Annotated in this window: 16 protein-coding genes; 6 read left to right on the forward strand and 10 right to left on the reverse strand. The window is 61.1% G+C overall.

What is annotated here, in order from left to right; all coding sequences use genetic code 11:
• Positions 1–76: 76 nt before the first annotated feature.
• The 6 genes from R3175_RS06470 to R3175_RS06495 all read left to right on the forward strand — a co-directional run bounded on the left by R3175_RS06470 (position 77) and on the right by R3175_RS06495 (position 5,355).
• Positions 77–841 (forward strand): DUF599 domain-containing protein, encoded by a 765-nt coding sequence (locus tag R3175_RS06470; protein WP_318943055.1) that lies wholly within the window; start codon positions 77–79, stop codon positions 839–841.
• Positions 838–1,308, forward strand: coding sequence for a PaaI family thioesterase (locus tag R3175_RS06475; RefSeq protein ID WP_318943056.1), 471 nt, complete (start codon positions 838–840; stop codon positions 1,306–1,308). The genes R3175_RS06470 and R3175_RS06475 overlap by 4 nt, the downstream gene beginning before the upstream one ends.
• A complete protein-coding gene (locus R3175_RS06480; RefSeq protein WP_318943057.1) occupies positions 1,305–1,739 on the forward strand; it encodes a PaaI family thioesterase in 435 nt (144 codons plus the stop codon). The genes R3175_RS06475 and R3175_RS06480 overlap by 4 nt, the downstream gene beginning before the upstream one ends.
• Before the next feature lie 123 nt (positions 1,740–1,862).
• On the forward strand, positions 1,863–3,755 hold the full coding sequence (gene htpG, locus R3175_RS06485) for a molecular chaperone HtpG (protein ID WP_318943058.1): 1,893 nt from the start codon (positions 1,863–1,865) through the stop codon (positions 3,753–3,755).
• A gap of 24 nt (positions 3,756–3,779) precedes the next feature.
• Positions 3,780–3,998 (forward strand): DUF2835 domain-containing protein, encoded by a 219-nt coding sequence (locus tag R3175_RS06490; protein ID WP_318943059.1) that lies wholly within the window; start codon positions 3,780–3,782, stop codon positions 3,996–3,998.
• Positions 3,999–4,386: 388 nt separating this feature from the next.
• Positions 4,387–5,355, forward strand: a complete 969-nt coding sequence (locus R3175_RS06495) for a tRNA dihydrouridine synthase (RefSeq protein ID WP_318943060.1) — start codon at positions 4,387–4,389, stop codon at positions 5,353–5,355.
• Positions 5,356–5,394: 39 nt separating this feature from the next.
• On the opposite strand, the gene R3175_RS06500 is transcribed toward R3175_RS06495, so the two are convergent.
• The 10 genes from R3175_RS06500 to R3175_RS06540 form a co-directional block, all read right to left on the reverse strand.
• The gene (locus R3175_RS06500; RefSeq protein ID WP_318943061.1) at positions 5,395–6,429 is read right to left on the reverse strand and encodes a class I fructose-bisphosphate aldolase; all 1,035 of its coding nucleotides are present in this window, start codon (positions 6,427–6,429) and stop codon (positions 5,395–5,397) included.
• A 128-nt stretch (positions 6,430–6,557) separates the two neighbouring features.
• Complete coding sequence (locus R3175_RS06505; RefSeq protein WP_318943062.1) at positions 6,558–7,337, reverse strand: hypothetical protein; 780 nt, start codon at positions 7,335–7,337, stop codon at positions 6,558–6,560.
• On the reverse strand, positions 7,334–7,588 hold the full coding sequence (locus tag R3175_RS18100) for a cysteine-rich CWC family protein (RefSeq protein ID WP_413231737.1): 255 nt from the start codon (positions 7,586–7,588) through the stop codon (positions 7,334–7,336). The genes R3175_RS06505 and R3175_RS18100 overlap by 4 nt, the downstream gene beginning before the upstream one ends.
• A gap of 72 nt (positions 7,589–7,660) precedes the next feature.
• A complete protein-coding gene (locus R3175_RS06510; RefSeq protein ID WP_318943063.1) occupies positions 7,661–8,365 on the reverse strand; it encodes a hypothetical protein in 705 nt (234 codons plus the stop codon).
• A 218-nt stretch (positions 8,366–8,583) separates the two neighbouring features.
• Positions 8,584–9,081 (reverse strand): DUF3291 domain-containing protein, encoded by a 498-nt coding sequence (locus tag R3175_RS06515; protein WP_318943064.1) that lies wholly within the window; start codon positions 9,079–9,081, stop codon positions 8,584–8,586.
• Between the two features lie 193 nt (positions 9,082–9,274).
• Entirely contained in the window at positions 9,275–9,754 is a 480-nt protein-coding gene (locus R3175_RS06520) for a PaaI family thioesterase (RefSeq protein ID WP_318943130.1), read from the reverse strand.
• Between the two features lie 30 nt (positions 9,755–9,784).
• Positions 9,785–11,593: a S8 family serine peptidase gene (locus tag R3175_RS06525; protein WP_318943065.1), complete on the reverse strand. Its 1,809-nt coding sequence runs from the start codon at positions 11,591–11,593 to the stop codon at positions 9,785–9,787.
• Between the two features lie 486 nt (positions 11,594–12,079).
• The gene (locus R3175_RS06530) at positions 12,080–14,317 is read right to left on the reverse strand and encodes a putative bifunctional diguanylate cyclase/phosphodiesterase (RefSeq protein WP_318943066.1); all 2,238 of its coding nucleotides are present in this window, start codon (positions 14,315–14,317) and stop codon (positions 12,080–12,082) included.
• Positions 14,318–14,358: 41 nt separating this feature from the next.
• Positions 14,359–16,236 (reverse strand): sensor histidine kinase, encoded by a 1,878-nt coding sequence (locus tag R3175_RS06535; protein WP_318943067.1) that lies wholly within the window; start codon positions 16,234–16,236, stop codon positions 14,359–14,361.
• A gap of 542 nt (positions 16,237–16,778) precedes the next feature.
• Positions 16,779–17,060 carry a hypothetical protein gene (locus R3175_RS06540; RefSeq protein WP_318943068.1) on the reverse strand — a complete coding sequence of 94 codons (282 nt, stop codon included), beginning with the start codon at positions 17,058–17,060 and terminating at the stop codon, positions 16,779–16,781.
• Positions 17,061–17,066 lie beyond the last annotated feature (6 nt).

The following is a 17,066-nucleotide window of genomic DNA, read 5'->3' on the forward strand; positions in this document are numbered from 1 at the left end:
GGAGTGGCGTGGCCCCTTCGGGTATGATGCGCGCCTCGCCCCCAAAGTTTCAGTTCTGGCCCCGGAACCTGTTGTGATGACCGAATATCTGGATGTCCTGGCGCTTGTCTGGTTTCTGATCTGCTGGCTGGGTTACAGCGCCTATTCCAAACGCCGGGCCGATGACCGTCCCTGTCTGTCCAATACCCTCGACCTTTACCGGGAGGACTGGATGCGGGTGATGCTGCGTCGGGAGAATCGCATTTCCGACGCCTCGGTGGTGGGCAACCTGGAGCGCAACGGCGCCTTCTTCGCCTCCAGTAGCCTGCTGATCCTGGCCGGTATCATCACCGCGCTGGGGTACACCCAGGAAGTGATGGAAGTGTTCAGCACCATGCCCTTTGGCAACCTGCCCAGCCGGGAGATTTGGGAACTGCGCATGGTGGTGCTGCTCATCGTGTTCATCTATGCCTTCTTCAAGTTCACCTGGTCGATGCGAATGTACAACTTTGTCTCGGTACTGATCGGCGGGGCGCCGCCGCCCGGGGACAGGCAGGTCAGCCCGGCGGGCCGGGAAGCTTTTGCCCGCAGCGCCGCCCGGGTGTGCAACATGGCCGGGGACACCTTCAATCTGGGGCTGCGTTCCTACTATTACGCGCTGGCGGTGGTGGCCTGGTTTATCCACCCGGCGGCGTTCATTGCCGCCTCCACCTGGGTGGTGATCGTACTCTACCGCCGGGAATTCCGTTCCGAGGCACTGACGGCCCTGCGCTCCGGCAAGGTGTTCGAGGAGCCGGAGAGTGCCACCGACAAGGCGGCGAAAGCTGACGTTAAAAAAAGACCTGAAGGCCGACAACCATGACCGATCACACACGCATGGACCGGGTTACCCGGTTTATCGAGACCCTGGCCCAGTCGCGGGCGCTCGGGTTGACCGTGGAAGACGCCGAGGAGAACCGGCTGGTGCTGTGTTTGCCCTACAGCGAACAGATTGTTGGCAACCCGGACACCGGCGTCATCCATGGTGGTGCCATCACCACCCTGATGGACACCGCCTCCGGCTCGGTGATGATCTGTGCCCTGCCGGAGTTCGAGCTGTGCCCGACACTGGATCTGCGGGTGGACTACATGCGACCGGCGGAGCCTCGCCGGCCCGTGTATGCCCGGGCCGAGGCCTACCGGGTGACCAAGAACATCATCTTTACCCGCTGTGAGGCCTACCAGGACAACGACAAGGTGATTGCCCACTGCGTCGGCACCTTCATGCGCATCGGCCAGGAAGCCACCCCCAAATCCTTTCGCGACCTGATCATTGGAGGTGAGGCATGACCACCGCCGAGGTTTTGCAATATACCCAGGAAACCGGGGATTTCTCCCGCCTGCTCGGCGACATTCCCTACGCCACTTTCATCGGGTTGCAGTGCGAGCGCTTTGGCGACGACCTGATCTTCCGCCTGCCTCGCAAGGAGTCCAACATTGGCAACCCGATCCTGCCGGCCATCCACGGCGGGGTGATCGGTGGCTTCATGGAAATGTCGGCGGCCATCTACCTGATGATGTCCCAGGAGGTGCTGCGGATGCCCCGCATCGTCGATTTCTCCCTGGATTACCTGCGGGCCGGGCTGGACCGGGAGACCTTCGCCGAATGCCGGCTCACCCGCCAGGGCAACCGGGTGGCCAACGTGATGATCACGGCCTGGCAGAAATCCCGCAACCAACCCATCGCCACCGCCCGGGCCCATTTCCTGCTGGAAGATTAGCGGGGCTTGAAAAGCCCGAACCCGGCCCCACTTTTGATTGCATTGAATCATGATGGAGGCGGTAGACCGATGCCTGTCGGCCGCCTTCGATGTGTTCCACTGCAGTCAGGAGACCTTCAAGCCATGACGGTTGAATCACAGAAAGAAACCCTGGGATTTCAGACCGAGGTGAAGCAACTGCTCCACCTGATGATCCATTCCCTGTATTCCAACAAGGAAATCTTCCTGCGTGAGCTGATTTCCAACGCCTCCGACGCGGAAGACAAGCTGCGTTTTGCCGCCCTCAAGGACGACAGCCTGTATGAGGGTGACCCTGACCTGAACATTCGTCTGGAGTTCGACGAGGAGGCCAACACCATCACCCTGACCGATAACGGCATCGGGATGTCCCGGGACGATGTGATCGCCAACCTGGGCACCATCGCCAAGTCCGGCACTGCCGAGTTCCTCAAGCAGCTCTCCGGCGATGAGCAGAAGGACAGCAAGCTGATCGGTCAGTTCGGGGTGGGCTTCTATTCTGCGTTCATCGTGTCGGACCGGGTGGAAGTCTTTACCCGCAAGGCGGGTGCCCCGGCCGAAGAGGGCGTGCACTGGGAGTCCCGCGGCGACGGCGAGTTTTCCATCGAACCGGTGACTCGGGAAACCCGCGGTACCCAGATCGTCCTGCACCTGAAGGCGGAAGAGAAAGAGTTCGCCAACGGCTGGCGTCTGCGCTCCCTGGTGAAGAAGTATTCCGACCACATTTCCTTCCCGGTCATCATGAAGGCGGAGACCACCGAAGAAGGCGAGGAAGCGAAGGACGAGACCGTCAACGACGCCACCGCGCTGTGGACCCTGCCGCGCACTGAGATCAAGGACGAAGAGTACAAGGAGTTCTACAAGCACATCGGCCACGACTTCGAGGACCCGCTGACCTGGTCCCACAACAAGGTGGAAGGCAAGCTCGACTACACCAGCCTGCTGTACCTGCCGGCTCGCGCGCCGTTTGACCTGTACAACCGGGAAGCGCCCCGTGGCCTCAAGCTGTACGTGCAGCGGGTGTTCATCATGGACGACGCCGAGCAGTTCCTGCCGCTGTACCTGCGTTTCACCAAGGGTGTGATCGACTCCAACGACCTGTCGCTGAATGTGTCCCGCGAGATCCTGCAGAACGACAAGACGGTGGAGAGCATCAAGTCCGCCCTGACCAAGCGGGTGCTGGACATGATGTCCAAGCTGGCCAAGAAGGAGCCGGAGCAGTACCAGAAGTTCTGGGACGAGTTCGGCACCGTGCTCAAGGAAGGTCCGGCGGAGGATTTCAGCAACCGGGAGAAGATCGCCAGCCTGCTGCGTTTCGCCTCCACTCACACCGGCGAGGCCACCCAGAACGTTTCCCTGGATGACTACATCGGCCGGATGAAGGAAGGTCAGAAGAAGATCTACTACATCACCGCCGACAGTCACGTCGCGGCCAAGAGCAGCCCGCACCTGGAAGTGTTCCGCAAGAAAGGCCTGGAGGTGCTGATCCTGTCCGACCGCATCGACGAGTGGATGATGGGCTACCTCAACGAGTACGACGGCAAGCAGTTCCAGGACGTGGCCCGGGGCGAGCTGGACCTGGGTGAGACCGAGACCGAAGAGGACAAGAAGCATCAGGAAGAGGCCACCGAGGCCCACAAGGACCTGCTGGAGCGTATCCAGAAGGCCCTGGCAGACCGGGTGCAGGAAGTGCGTGTCACCAACCGCCTGACCGATTCGCCGGCCTGCCTGGTGGTGGGTGACCACGACATGGGCGCCCAGATGAAGAAGATCATGGAGGCGGCGGGCCAGAAGGTGCCCGACAGCAAACCGATCTTCGAGATCAACGTGGAGCACCCGCTGGTCCAGCGCCTGGAGAGCGAGCAGGGCGAGGAGCGCTTCGGTGAACTGTCCGCGGTGCTGTTCGACCAGGCCACCCTGGCCAGCGGCGAGCAAATCCAGGACCCGGGTGCCTACGTGGCCCGGCTGAACCGCCTGCTGCTTGAGCTGGCCAACTGATCGGGTTCCTGGTCAGGAGCGATCATGCAGCAAGTCGTCGTGGACATCTCGATCAGCCCGGATGAGTGGATCAAGCTCTATCAGGGGGCTGCCCGGGATGTCCATGCCCGGGCCCGGGACGGACGGTCCGTCCGCTTCCCGGCCCGCATTCTCTCCCCGTACTTCCTCCGCGACGGCATTCACGGCAGTTTTCGCATCCGGTTCGACGATCAGGGCAAGTTTGCCGGCATCGATCGGCTCTAAACCGGGACTGCAAGCTTACGAGCTTCACGGAGACAGATTGCCTATCCGTGCCCCCCACTACCATCCCTGATAGCCAGGGCCTTTCGTCTGGCCCGATTTCTTCGATTACACAAACTCTCCATTCTCTTCTAGATTTATCGTAGAACCCTGTCCCGGCTGACAGTGATGAAGAGGACTTTGTCATGAAGAGAAACGACCACACCAAGCCTGCCAAAACTCGCTCATCCATGGCCTTGATGCTGGATTACTGGGTCAACTACGCCCTGGGCCAGTAGCCCGCCGCCAATCCCCTCAAGCCATGACCCGGAACGGGGTTGCGGCTTTCTTTTGATCCGAAAACCGTTAGAATGCGCGCCTGTTCATCATTTGATCGGTTTGCGGAGCACCCATGCGAATTATCCTCGCCCCGATGGAAGGGCTGGTCGACGCCCCCATTCGTGAAATCCTTACCGGGGTAGGCGGAATCGACCGCAGCGTGACCGAGTTTATCCGGGTCACCCAGGGCATGTTGCCGCCGCGGATCTTCTACAAGTACGCCCCGGAGCTGCACCAGGATGCCTTGACCCGTTCAGGGGTGCCGGTGGCGGTGCAGTTGTTGGGCTCCGACCCGGCGATGATGGCCCGGCACGGCGTCAAGGCCGTGGAACTGGGCGCCCGACAGGTGGACATCAACTTCGGTTGTCCGGCCAAGACCGTCAACCGCCATAAGGGCGGGTGCGTGCTGATGCGCGAGCCGGAGTTGATGCATGCCATCACCGCCGCCGTGCGTGAGGCCGTGCCCCGGAACATTCCAGTGACCGCAAAAATGCGCCTCGGTTACGACGACCGCTCCATGGGCGTAGCCTGTGGCGAGGCCCTGACCGCGGCCGGTGCCGCGGAAATCGTGATTCACGCCCGCAGCAAGGTGGACGGTTACAAGCCGCCCGCCTACTGGGAGGAGATCGCCCGGGTGAGGGAGGCGGTGAGCAGCCACGTGATTGCCAACGGCGAGATCTGGACCGTGGCGGATTACTGGCGCTGTCGCGAGGTGACCGGATGCGACGACGTGATGATTGGCCGTGGCCTGATTACCCGGCCAGACCTGGCGCGGCAGATCAAGGCCAGCCAGCAGGGCGAGTCGGTGCCGGAGATGACCTGGGCCGAGGTGGTTGGCCTGATCAAGGCCTACGGCACCGAGCTGGAGCCGCGGCTGGGGGACCGTTACGTCACCGGGCGGCTCAAACAGTGGCTCAACTACCTTCGCCGCGGCTACTGCGAAGCCGAACAGGTGTGGCCCAGGGCCCGCAAGATTCGCGATGTGGCTCCCTTCTACGCCGCTCTGGCGGAGTCTGCCCAGATTGCCCGTTCGGCGGCCTGATCCCAGCCTGGTCAGGTCCCCATCTTCAGCTATACGCCGCTACAGTTCCCAGGAAGCGTCTTTTTCGGCGGTATCGCCATACTCTCCCTGTACCGCCAGGCCGTTCATGCGGGCCCGGTGGAACAGGGCCTGCTGGGCCGCCTGTACCTGGCCGGGATTGCCTTGCCAGGCTTTCAGCGCCGGTTCCTGCAGGGCGCGGCCGTAGGAGAAGCTCAGGTTCCACGGCCGGTCGGACAGGCAGTTGATGGCGTTGAGGTTGCGGGTGGCCTCCTCCGGAGTCTGGCCACCGGACAGGAAATTGATACCCGGTACCGCGGCGGGCACGGTGCGGCGGAAGATCCGCAGGGTATAGTCGGCCACCTGTTCCGGCGTCGCCTGAGGGCGGTGGTCCTTGCCGGGGGTGACCATGCTGGGCTTGAGCAGCATGTGCTCCAGGCTCACCCGGTGGCGGTGCAGGGCGTGAAAGACTTCGTGCAGCACATCCTCCATCACGTCCGCGCAGCGCTCGATGGTGTGGTCGCCATCGATCAGCACTTCCGGTTCGACAATGGGCACCACCCCCTGAGCCTGGCAGATGGCGGCGTAGCTGGCGAGTACGTTGGCATTGGCCTCCACCGCCAGCCGGCCCGGGTTGTGGCCACCGATGTGGTAGACACAGCGCCACTTGGCGAAGCGGGCACCTTGCTCGATGTACCCCTCCAGGCGGGCCTCCAGTCCATCCAGCCCCCGGGTAATCTCGTCCCCCGGCGCGTTGGCCAGCGCCACCTTGCCCTTGTCCACCTTGATGCCGGGCACAATGCCCTGACGCTCGGCCACGTCCGGCAGGGGCGTACCTTGTTCGTCTCTCTGCCCCAGGGTTTCCTCAAACAGAATCACGCCGTTGATGTACTGCCCCAGGTCTGGGGTCGACAGGATCAGTGAGCGGTAGGCGCGGCGATTCTCCTCGGTGGATTCCACGTTGATGGCGGCAAACCGTTTGGCAATGGTGGGGCTGCTCTCGTCGGCGGCGAGGATACCCTTGCCGTCCTGGACCAGGGCCTTGATGGTGCTCTCGAGTTGATCCTGAATGGTCATACCGTACCTCCTGGGCATTAGGGCAGGTGTCTATAGGCCAAAGTATAGACGCGGCCAGGACGACATGAATGGATATGGATCAACGGCAATCGGCAGTGAGCCGGGCAGGGGGGCGCATGGCAGGGCTTCTAGCCAAATTTTCTTTCGTGGGCCTGCAGGGTTTTCTCCACCCTCTGCAGGGCCGACAGAATCCGGTTGGCAATCGACTCTGTCCGGTTCTCACTGGCCAGCAGGGTGGCGGAATGGGCGGCACACAGGTTCTCGGCATCGCTCCATTGCTCGGCCAGGGCCTTGGCCCATTGGCGAAACTCTCCCGCCGCGCCGGCCCGCCGCTCCAGGGTTTTCGACAGGGTCGGGTGGAAGGTGATTTCCGGCTGCTTGAGCTTGCCCAAGGGACCCGGCAAACGCAGGTACATCAGGGTGTCATCCGAGTGAATGGTGCTCGAGGCCCGGTGGTAAGCCAAAACCGATGAAAAGTGCAGGTGTTGGTTGCTGGAAATGAAGTCGACGCCGGCGGGAACGGAAAATTCCAGATCATCCGCAAACAGGGCCGCACAGGCCTCGGATTCGGAACGCTCGGGCTCCCAGGGCAGGTCCGGGAATTTCTCCAGGTGCCGTTTGGTGCCGTACAGCCGGGCATGGGGGTATTGCCGGTGCATGGCCTGTACGTGCACCGTGTGGAAGGGATGCAGGTTGATGATGGCCTCGATGTCGGCGCCATCGTGGGTCATCCCGTCCACCCTCGCTTTGATGTCCTCGTTCAGGGTATAGGCATCCAGTAACAGGAACTTGCCGTTCCCGCGCCTCACCAGTGAGGCATGGGTCCCGATGTTCACGATGCCGCCCACCTTGAATTCGCCACGAATGTTCCAGAACGAATCGGCGATTTGCAGTATGTGGTCTTTCATGGGGTTGGCTCCGTTGGGGCTGGGCGAGTCAGGCGGACGACGCAGTCTGCACAGAGGCATGCGGTCAGCCGCTTTGCCGGTGGAATGGCCGCTTTGACCGCTTCGGTAAACTCGATGTCTGGTGCGAAACACCAGCAACTGGCGGGTTCCCGGCCGGCGGTAACGGCACAGCGATTTTCCTGGCCGCACAGGGGGCAGTGAGCCGCCTCGGCGTTACAGGGAGCGTGATGTGAAGGTGAGTGCATTGTCATGGCAATCAGTGTCGCAGAGTTCGTGCCCCCCGCAAACGGCTGTCATTGCCTGGGGTATCGATTTGTCCGGATTCACTCGTTCATAATGGATTCCAGCAGGGTATCAAAATCCATGTCGATCTCACCCTCCTCAACGCGCCTTGTCAGCACCACCATGGAGCCCTGAAGCCTGGGGTCTTCATCCAGCCTGAGCAGATCCGGGTTGATGAGGGTCTTCATGGTATTCTTCACAAACTCGGGCGCTTTATGGAATTGGCTGCGAAGCAGCCGGGGCAGCAGGGCTTCGCCCTTGGCACCGCCGAAGGTTCGCTGCAGGCTGTATTCCCGCTCTGCTACCAGGTAGTGGCACAGCTTTCTCATCACCGGATTGTTGGCGTTGTTGATGACCAGCGTGCCCCGCGACACCAGCATCTTGTCGACGTAATACAGGGCAACCAGGGCCTGGTCGAACTGCCCCATGTCGTTAACGATGGCCATGTTGATGGAGCGGTTCTGGAAGTACAGGTCCGGCAATACCTCATCGGCGGGTGTCCGGTTCAGCTCCACCAGCTCCATCAGGGTCTCCACCCCCCGTTTCGTTACCTCCTTGAGGAAATCCGAGTGCTGGATCAGGTTCGGAGTGAGCAGGGTCAGTGCTGAATTGTCCAGGTCATTGAGTGCCCGGCACACGGACAGGGTCAGGTCAAAGTTGCCCAGGCCTACCTGCAGGACTTCCTGGGGCGCCTGTTCCCTGATAACGGTTGTAAGAAACGACGACTGTGATTCGAGTTGATTCATCGGGCCATTCATCTGAATAAAGGCAAACGGTGCTTGGTGCCACCGGAAACATTGGGTCGGGCGGCGCATGGTAGCGTCCAACCGGTGCCATTCCCTTGGCTTCGTAACGCGCGCGAGGAGTCCCGCAAGTCAGGGTCGTCGGCGGTGCGCAGTAGGGTGGGGGAACTCCGCTCGTTTTTTCAAGGTTCCATCTTTCAGGCTCCGTCCTTGCGGTTGCCTCAGGTGGCAGGACATTCCCCGCCCCGGACGTCAGGCAACGTATCCGGTGCCTGGTGTGGGGGGGCGAACGGTCTTTTGAAGGTAAACGCTTCTCCGTTTGGGCCCAGCTTACGCAGCTGGTCCAGCTTGCTCGAGGCTTCTGCAACGGTTGGCCGGTGGCCGGCGGGTACCCACCACAGCACCATGTGGGCCTCGCCCAGTTTATGGAACCACTCCTTTTTACGGCGCATGATCTCCACATGGGCGGACCGGTACACATAATCGTGCAACGACTCGATCGAGTCCCAGACCGACAGGTTGACCAGGTAATCCGAACCGAAGGCGTCAATGCCGGTGGCGTCGCCTTCTTCGGTTTGCAAGCGCCAGACGAAGCCGGGCGCCTGGTCGGCCAATCCGTTGATGCGATCGAGGTTGGCCACAAAATCCGCGAGCCGGGGCGAATCGAGGGGCGCAGCCAGTTTGGCGATATTGAGCTGGGCCAGATGGTATTGGGGCATGGTCTCCTCCTTGAAACATGGCAACGGATCCCTGACTCTGACAAAACGTTGTTGCATCGCCGTGGGGCAATGCTTGAACCGTGCGCTGCCGAGCCTGCGTGTAATCGTTAACCCTACCTCACTTTCCCTGGTTCGAGAATAGCGGGTGGTGGGGAATGGGGTTCTCTGGGCCGTCACTTCTCCTACCTGGACCTTACTCCCTCGCTCCAACCCGGTTGATGGTGCCCTGGGCAAAGGCCACCATCCGCTCCTCGTCCTGGTGAAGGGCGACGACTTCGCATTGGCAGACTGCCTGCTTCCTGCCAGCAGAAAGCACCGAAGCCCTCGCGATCAACGTGTCGCCGAGGGCAGGGCGCAGGTAGTTGATCTTGTACTCCGAGGTGACCGAATCCCCCAGGACGGACCCGCCGGCGTAGGTGAGGGCATTGTCGGCCAGGTAGCTGACCACACCGCCATGGACGAAGCCATGCTGCTGCTTGAGTTCTTTCCGAACCGGCAGGGTGAGAACGGCCTTGCCGGACTCGAAGGAGTCCAGCCGGGTGCCAGCAGGCGGCTGAAGGGCTGGGACGCCAGTATGCGTTGGCCAAAATCGAACAGTTCGCTCATATCGGGTCTCCCTGGATTGTTGGGGTATCCTTTCTAGTTCCTTCCTGTAATCTGGCTTACAGTCGATTGAACACCTTCGGCTTGCTGATTCCCCCGGTTAGAACGTGACCAGAGACTCATTGGAGCAGGTACTGGTGCCCGCCTCGCACAGTTGGTACCGGTAATCGCCACCGCCGCGCTGATCGATCGGGTCTGTGTGCCCCGTGTCATTGACGGTTGTGGTTATCAGCGCACCGTCGCGGTAGACATCGACGTTGGCGCCGTCCGCGCCGCTCCATGCCAGATCCGCTTTCTGCAGCCCCTTAACCTTGTAGCCAGAGGCGGTCAGGTTGAAATCGCCGGATGCAGCGCTACTGACGGTTACCTCCTGAACATCGGTGTCGGTGCTGCTGTCATCGTCGGTGACCGTGAGGGTGACCGTATAGGTGCCGTCAGTGGCGTAGGTATGGGAAGCGTTCACTCCCGAGGCCAAGGTGCCATCGCCGAAATCCCAGTCGTAGCGGGTGAGGGTGCCATCACTGTCGTTGGAGCCGCCGGCGTCGAAGCCGCAGGCCAGCTCATTGCAACTGTAGGTAAAGCTGGCCGTGGGCGCAGTGTTTGAGGTGTCGCCTCCGCTGCCGCCACCACCGGCGACCAGGGTGGGTTGAAAGTTGGTCACTTCCAGCAGCGGCTCCAGGACTCCGTCGCCGGAGTCGTCGGTCCAATTGAAATTACCGCTGCTGATCAGCGTGGAGACCAGGTTATCCACCTGACCACCGTTGGTGGGGGCATTGCCGCTGGCCAGCAGCGCGGCGCCGCCGGCCACATGGGGCGAGGCCATGGAGGTGCCGCTGATGGTGCCGTATTCCCCCTTCTCAATGGGATAGGTCGAGGTGATGCAGACGCCGGGGGCCGCGATGTCGACGCTGTTGCCCCAGTTGCTGAAATCCGCCAGGGTGTCGTCCTGGTCGTCGCGGCAGGTGGAGGCGCTGCTGCCGCCGGAGCGGCCATCAAAGTCCGCCAGTGCCGAAACCGTGACTACATTGTCCAATCCGGCCGGGCTGTAGTTGGCGGCGTTGTCGTTGTTGTTCCCGGCGGCCACCACGACAACCACCCCGGCATCGTAAGCGCTGGTGATGGCGTCCTGTTCCGCCTGGCTGTGGCCAGCCCCGCCCAGGCTCATATTGGCGACTTCGATTTCCCCGGCCTTGCTGACGACCCAGTCTATGCCGGCCACGATATTGGATTCGTAGCCGCTACCGCTGCTGTCGAGCACCTTCACCGCCCAGAGGCGGGCGCCCGGGGCGACGCCCACCACGCCGATGCCGTTATCCAGAGCGCCGACCGAACCGCCCACATGGGTGCCGTGGTAATGATCGTCGTCACCCTCGGCCAGGCCGTCGACACAGTAGGCATTACGCATCCAGGGGGGACCGCCCCCGCTGAGATAGGTGCAGTTGGTGCCCGCCACCACGTTCAGGTCCGGGTGCTGGTAGTCGATTCCGGTATCGATGATGGCCACGTCCACATCCACGCGGTAATCATCGATGCCATTGATGGAGAGTCCCGCTGCATCGGAGCTGCTGGTGTCCGGATCGTAGCTGCGGTCGATGCCGGTCGGGGTGAGCTGGCTAAACAGTTGCACCGGGTCGTCGCTTTCCACGTACTTGATGCGCCCGTCCCGATGGAGGCCGGGCAGGGCCTGCGGCGGGAGCAGGATGGAGAAGCCCTGGATGGCATGCTGGTAGACGAATCCCACCCGTCCGTTGTGACTCCGGGCAACCGCTTCGGCCACGGCGGCTGGCGGCCCAGCATCGGGGTTGAGCACCACGATATAACGATCGCGTTCCAGAGGCTTGGCCATGGTATTCATGGCGCTGACAGCGACGCCCGCCACCAGTAATCCGATAACAGCACTGCGTTTCATACGACCTCCCCACAAGACTGGACCGGCCCGGGTCTTCACCGCTGTGGACTACGGAATGAGCTCACCGGCCGGATGGCTTCGATTCCCGTCAGCTCACTACCAAATTAAGACAGCAATTTCCGTGTCACCCTGGAATGTTCGACAGTGATTTAAGGGGTTATCGAATCCTTTGAGAGGACCATCGATGGGGCCTGTATATTTACTCGACGTTTTCCCAAACGCTGTTAACCAAACTAAACAGGTGGTACAGGAGACGGTATTGCCATGGCGCCGTGCACTATGACCCATCATCAGAAAATCTCCGGGGCTGGCTCCGGAGTGGGATGAGGGGGCCACTTCTTCCTGGTTGCTGCCGGACCACTCCCGTTCGCGGGACGCCGTATCCGATCTGGCACTGAAGCGGCGCCGGGACAGCACGCCGGTTGAATCGACGAAGGGCTCAACAAGGTTGTTGGGCTCGGATGCCGCCAGGCTGCGCTTCAGTGCCTACCAAACCTGGCCAAACTGCTGCACGAAGGTGACGACTTCGTCTTTGGCTAGGGGCTCCGCATAGAGGTTGCCTTGGGCGTCATCGCAGCCCAAACGGCGGAGCAGAGCCAGTTCCGATTCTGTTTCCACGCCCTCGGCGATCACCTCGAGCTTGAGCTGGTGGCCCATTTCCACCACCAGGGCCGCAATCACCTGACTTTCCGAACGCTCATCAAGGCCCTGCACGAAGGAGCGGTCAATCTTCAGGCGGTCCACCGGCAACTGTTGCAGGTATCCCAGGGAGGAATAGCCGGTCCCGAAATCGTCGATCGCCACCTTGATCCCCCGCTCACGCACCAACGACAGAATCTCCTTCAAGGTCTCGGCATCGGTCATCATCATCGTTTCGGTTACTTCCAGTTCCAGCTGTTGTGGAGCAATACCGGTGCGGGCTAGAACATCGTCCAGCACGCTGAAGAAATCCGGATCCGTGAGCTGGCGCATGGAAACGTTGACCGCCATCACCATGTCCTGGTCCAACTGTTCCCGCCAGGCCACTTGGGTGCGACAGGCCTCTTCCAGGACCCAGGCGCCGATGGCAATGATGTGGCCGGAGTCCTCGGCCACCGGCACAAATTCCGACGGCGCCAGGACGCGATTATGTTTGTGCCAGCGCACCAACGCCTCGGCTCCGATCACCCGCTGCCGACGCAAGGAAATCTGGGGCTGGAAATACAGCCGCAATTCATTCTGCTCCACACAATGACGCAGTTCCCGACCGATATGCAGGCGATGCTTCAGGGCCGCCTCATAGCTGGGATCGAAGGTGCAATAGGACGAGCGCTGGGTACGTTTTGCCTGCTTTAGGGCAATGCCGGCGTTTCGCAGCAGGGCCTCGGCCCGTTTACCGTGTTCCGGCGCGATTGCCAGGCCGGCCGTCAGGCTGACCGGAATCTCGTTTCCTGCGATTTCCAGATTCCTTTCGAACCGCTTGATGAGGCGTTGCAGCCTCCGCTCGGCGGCAGTCCGGTCGTCACTGGGAATCAGCACCGCAAAACTGTCGGCGGCGACACGGGCAACCAGACCACCGCCATCTTCAAATTCCTGCCGCAGCCGGCCGGCGACCTCTCGCAAGACACTGTCCCCCACCTGCCGGCCAAGCCCGTCATTGATACCCTGAAAATTATCCAGGTCGGTGAGCACCAGGATACAGGGCGCTTCCTTTTTCAGCCGCACGCCCAGGGCGTCGGACAGGGACGCGTGGTTCGGAAGACCGGTCAGGGTGTCGGTATAGGCCAGCCGTTCGATATGTTCGAACATGCGGGCATTGTCAAAGCCGACGGCGATGTTCACCGAGAACAACTCCAGCAGTTGCTGGTCGATGTCGTTCAAGGGTTTCCGGGTCTGCACGTGAATCACCAGTTCGTCACCCTGGGGCGACATGACATGGAGCACCACTCGGTCCGGTAGAATCTTGCTCTGCTTTGCCCGGTAGGCCTCCCGGATGTGCTGTATCAGGGGGTCATCTCCTGACTCGTCCAGGTCCAGGTCCATCCCGGCCGCATACTGTCCGCCACCGGCCAAAACGTTCAGGGTGTTAATATCGGCACCTTCGAAGTGACAGCAGGCAAAACCTTCTTCCCGGATGTGCAGAAGGGCGCACAGTTGCATGACAACTCCCTGGGAGAAAGTGCGCAACCCCCGTTCCTTGAATAGCTGATTGGCGGCACTGACTATCTCAGTCAGGCCGCGGCGGCTGGCTTCAATGGTCTGCAGCTGCTGGAAGGCGCGGACAGCGGCGGTGACGGTGGTAACCAACCGTACCCGGGTTAGTTCTTCCTTGGACTTGTAGTCGTTGATGTCATATTTCTGAATCACTTCCAGCTCGGGGACATACCCCGGCTGCCCGGTGCGCAATATGATCCTGGCGCATGGGTCGTTGCAGGTATCGCGAACGAAGCTCACCAGCCCGAGCCCCGCGTCGGGGGACTCCATGACCACATCCAGCAGGATGACGGCGAATCCCGCCTCGTCTGCCAGTACCTGTCTGGCCTCAGCTGCGGAGTACACGCTGACGAAATGCAAGGGCTGCCCAAGGATCAGGGTGTCCTTCAAGGCGTACCGTGTGGCCTGGTGCACCTGCTCTTCATCGTCAACAATCAGTATCCGCCAAGGCGCATCCTCGGCTGTCGAGGCAGCACTGAAGTCGTCATCGTCCGCGAATTGGACGAGTTCTTCATCTTCCACGTCCGGCATAGGCATCTCCTCGGACAAAACCTGTTAGTCATCCCTGGCTGTTATTCCTCCGCCACCTGGATGGCTTCGGGTGCTTGCAGGGGAAGTTTGAGTTCAATGCAGCAACCTTCGCCGGGCGCACTGGTGAGGCTAACTTCACCGCCCAGGACCCCGGTTACCAGGGTGTAGACGAGATTCAGCCCGAGCCCCGACCCCCCTTTCCCCATCTTGGTGGTGAAGAACGGGTCGAACACCCGGTGCTGGCACGACTCCGGAATTCCGCAGCCGTCATCCTGTACCCTGATCAACACCTCAGACTCACCGACCCGTTCCGCGGAAATACTCACCACACCATGCTCGACGCCCTCGAACCCATGGACCAGGGAATTGTTGAACAAGTTGGTGATCGCCTGACCCAGGGGACCGGGAAAGCTGTCCATGGTGATATCGTCCGGAATGTCGAGTTCCACCCGGTGGGGTGTGTGCTTGATGCGCGGACGCAGGGTATAAATGACCTCGTCCATGACATCCGCCAAATTGAATTCGCGACGCTGGGAACTGGCCTGATCCACCGCCACCTGTTTGAAATTCTTAACCTGTTCAGCGGCGGCTCGCAGGCTGGTGATCAGAATCGTTGCTGCTTCGTCGATATTCTCCAGAAACGATTCCAAGCTGGACTTACGCAGTGCCCCGCTGGCCAGTTCCTGGCGAAAGTCCTGGGTTCGGTCCTCAAGGGTGGTGGCCACCGTGAGACTATTGCCAATCGGTGTATTGATCTCATGGGCGATACCGGCTACCAAACTGCCCAGTGAAGCCATCTTCTCGGCCTGAACCAGGCTCTCCTGCGCCTCTTCCAGTTCGGCCAGGGCCTGCTCAGCCTGTTGTCTGGCGATATGGGCCTGCCGCTCGGCGGCCATTCGCTCGGTAATGTTAAGTAACGCAACAACGATACCGAATCGAAAGCCTGCGGTTCCGGTTACCGGTGAGGCGTGCACAATCCAGGTCTGGCCAGTTAACGGTCCACTATCCAGTGTGGTCTCAAGCTGGATGATTTCGTTCATCGGCGTCGCAAGCATGGCCTCCCAGTCCAACCCGGGCAGGTAGTCGGTGACCAGCAGCGGCTCACTGTGGTCCGGTGCCAAGTGCAATTGCCGGTGGAACGCCGGGTTCATGTCCCGGAGATGTTGGTCCAGGGTCACCACCGCAATGGGGATGGGCAGGGTGTCTTTGAGAGTCTGCTCAAATCGGAGTTGGTTCTCCAGGCTCCTTTCCGTTTCAGCCTGGCGTTCCAGGCTGTCATTGTACTCTCGGATCAACAAGCCCAGTTCGTCCCGGGCCTGCCAATCGACCGACTGACGGATCCCCGTCTTGCTGTACTCCCGCAGCGAATCGGACACCCGCTGCAGGGGGCGGAAGATGGTCATGCGGAAGGCAAAGCCGGCGGACACGATCAGCGCCACGAACAGAATCACCGTGATGACGGCAATGTTACCCAACTCGTCGGCGATACCCGCCCAGCGTGACGCAACCTTTATGTGGAGGGACAGGGTGCCAATCGTGTCGGCCTCCTCGCCAATGGCATGCTCGATCGGAGCTGAGAATTCCACGGTGTCGGTTGGAGCGGGGCAGTCACCCTTGCTGATGACTTTTATATCGTTGGTGAACTGAAGCTGGGCACAAACCAGGGACTCTTCTTCCAAAGCGGTTTCGAGCAGCAGGCCGGCCTGCCGCAAATCGATCGTCCAGACTGGACCGGACAGCATCGCCGCCAGCTGTCGGGTTGATGCCTGCCCCGATTGTTGATTCAACTGCTCGATATGGCGCAGCTCGGTGTGGGCCAGCACGCCCATAAATACCAGCGACACCAACAACATGACCGGCAACACCATCAGCAGGAAGCGAGTGCTGATCGATACCCGAACGGCGTCTGATTTAGCCATTGACACTTGCTACTCGTCAGGATTGGAAGCCTCCGCCATCTGTTCGCCCTGTATTCAGCGCTTGGCGGGCAAGGCCCTCCATGGATACCAGGGAGCCTCTGGTTCCCCCCCCAAAACGCCTCTGCGTGCCCGGAAGGCTGTCGCTGCCAGTGATACGGCACACCGCCTCGGTTCGCGGCTAATGGCCGGAGTCCTTGGCAGGAGCCGCAACGTTGCAGGTGCGGCCTTCAGAGCGGGCCCGCGGGGCTTTCAGAGCCATCCCCACTCCGGTTGCGACTTCTTGCATGGTCTCGAGATCCCCCCGCAGAGTCACGACTTGATGGGAAATGGCCCCGGAAGCCGAAGGCGATCCGGAATCAAGGCTCCCTAGTCAACTTAGACGCAAAAGCCCAAGTCAGCCAGTGTCCGCCAGGTTGCGAATAAACTCATGGGCCGAATAATGGCCAGGGCCCGCACCGATTGCTAGAACGACAACGGCAAGAGTGATCGCTGTCCCACTGCGCCTCGCCCAACCACGATGTTGCCTGGCCGGCACAACGGTGTTAATCCGAGGCCTGGATCAGTTCTGCGGAGCCGGACAGCAATGTGACAAACTTCCGGTCGCTGGCGTCGTCGTGGCGCACCCGTATTCTGGTATCGCCCCCAGTGTCCAGGACCTGGTCGCCGGAAAACACCTCGGTCTCCTCACCCAGTGCCAAAGCGACCGCCTCTTGCTTTGATGCCGGGGAGGCGGTGTGGTCATCGCTGCTGCAGCCGGTCAGTGCCAGGGCCGCCACCAGCAAGCCGATGGCCGCTATGTTCAGTCTGCGCTTACTGTGAGTCATCGTCTT

The organism is Marinobacter sp. (assembly GCF_033722735.1).
Taxonomy (GTDB): Bacteria; Pseudomonadota; Gammaproteobacteria; order Pseudomonadales; family Oleiphilaceae; genus Marinobacter.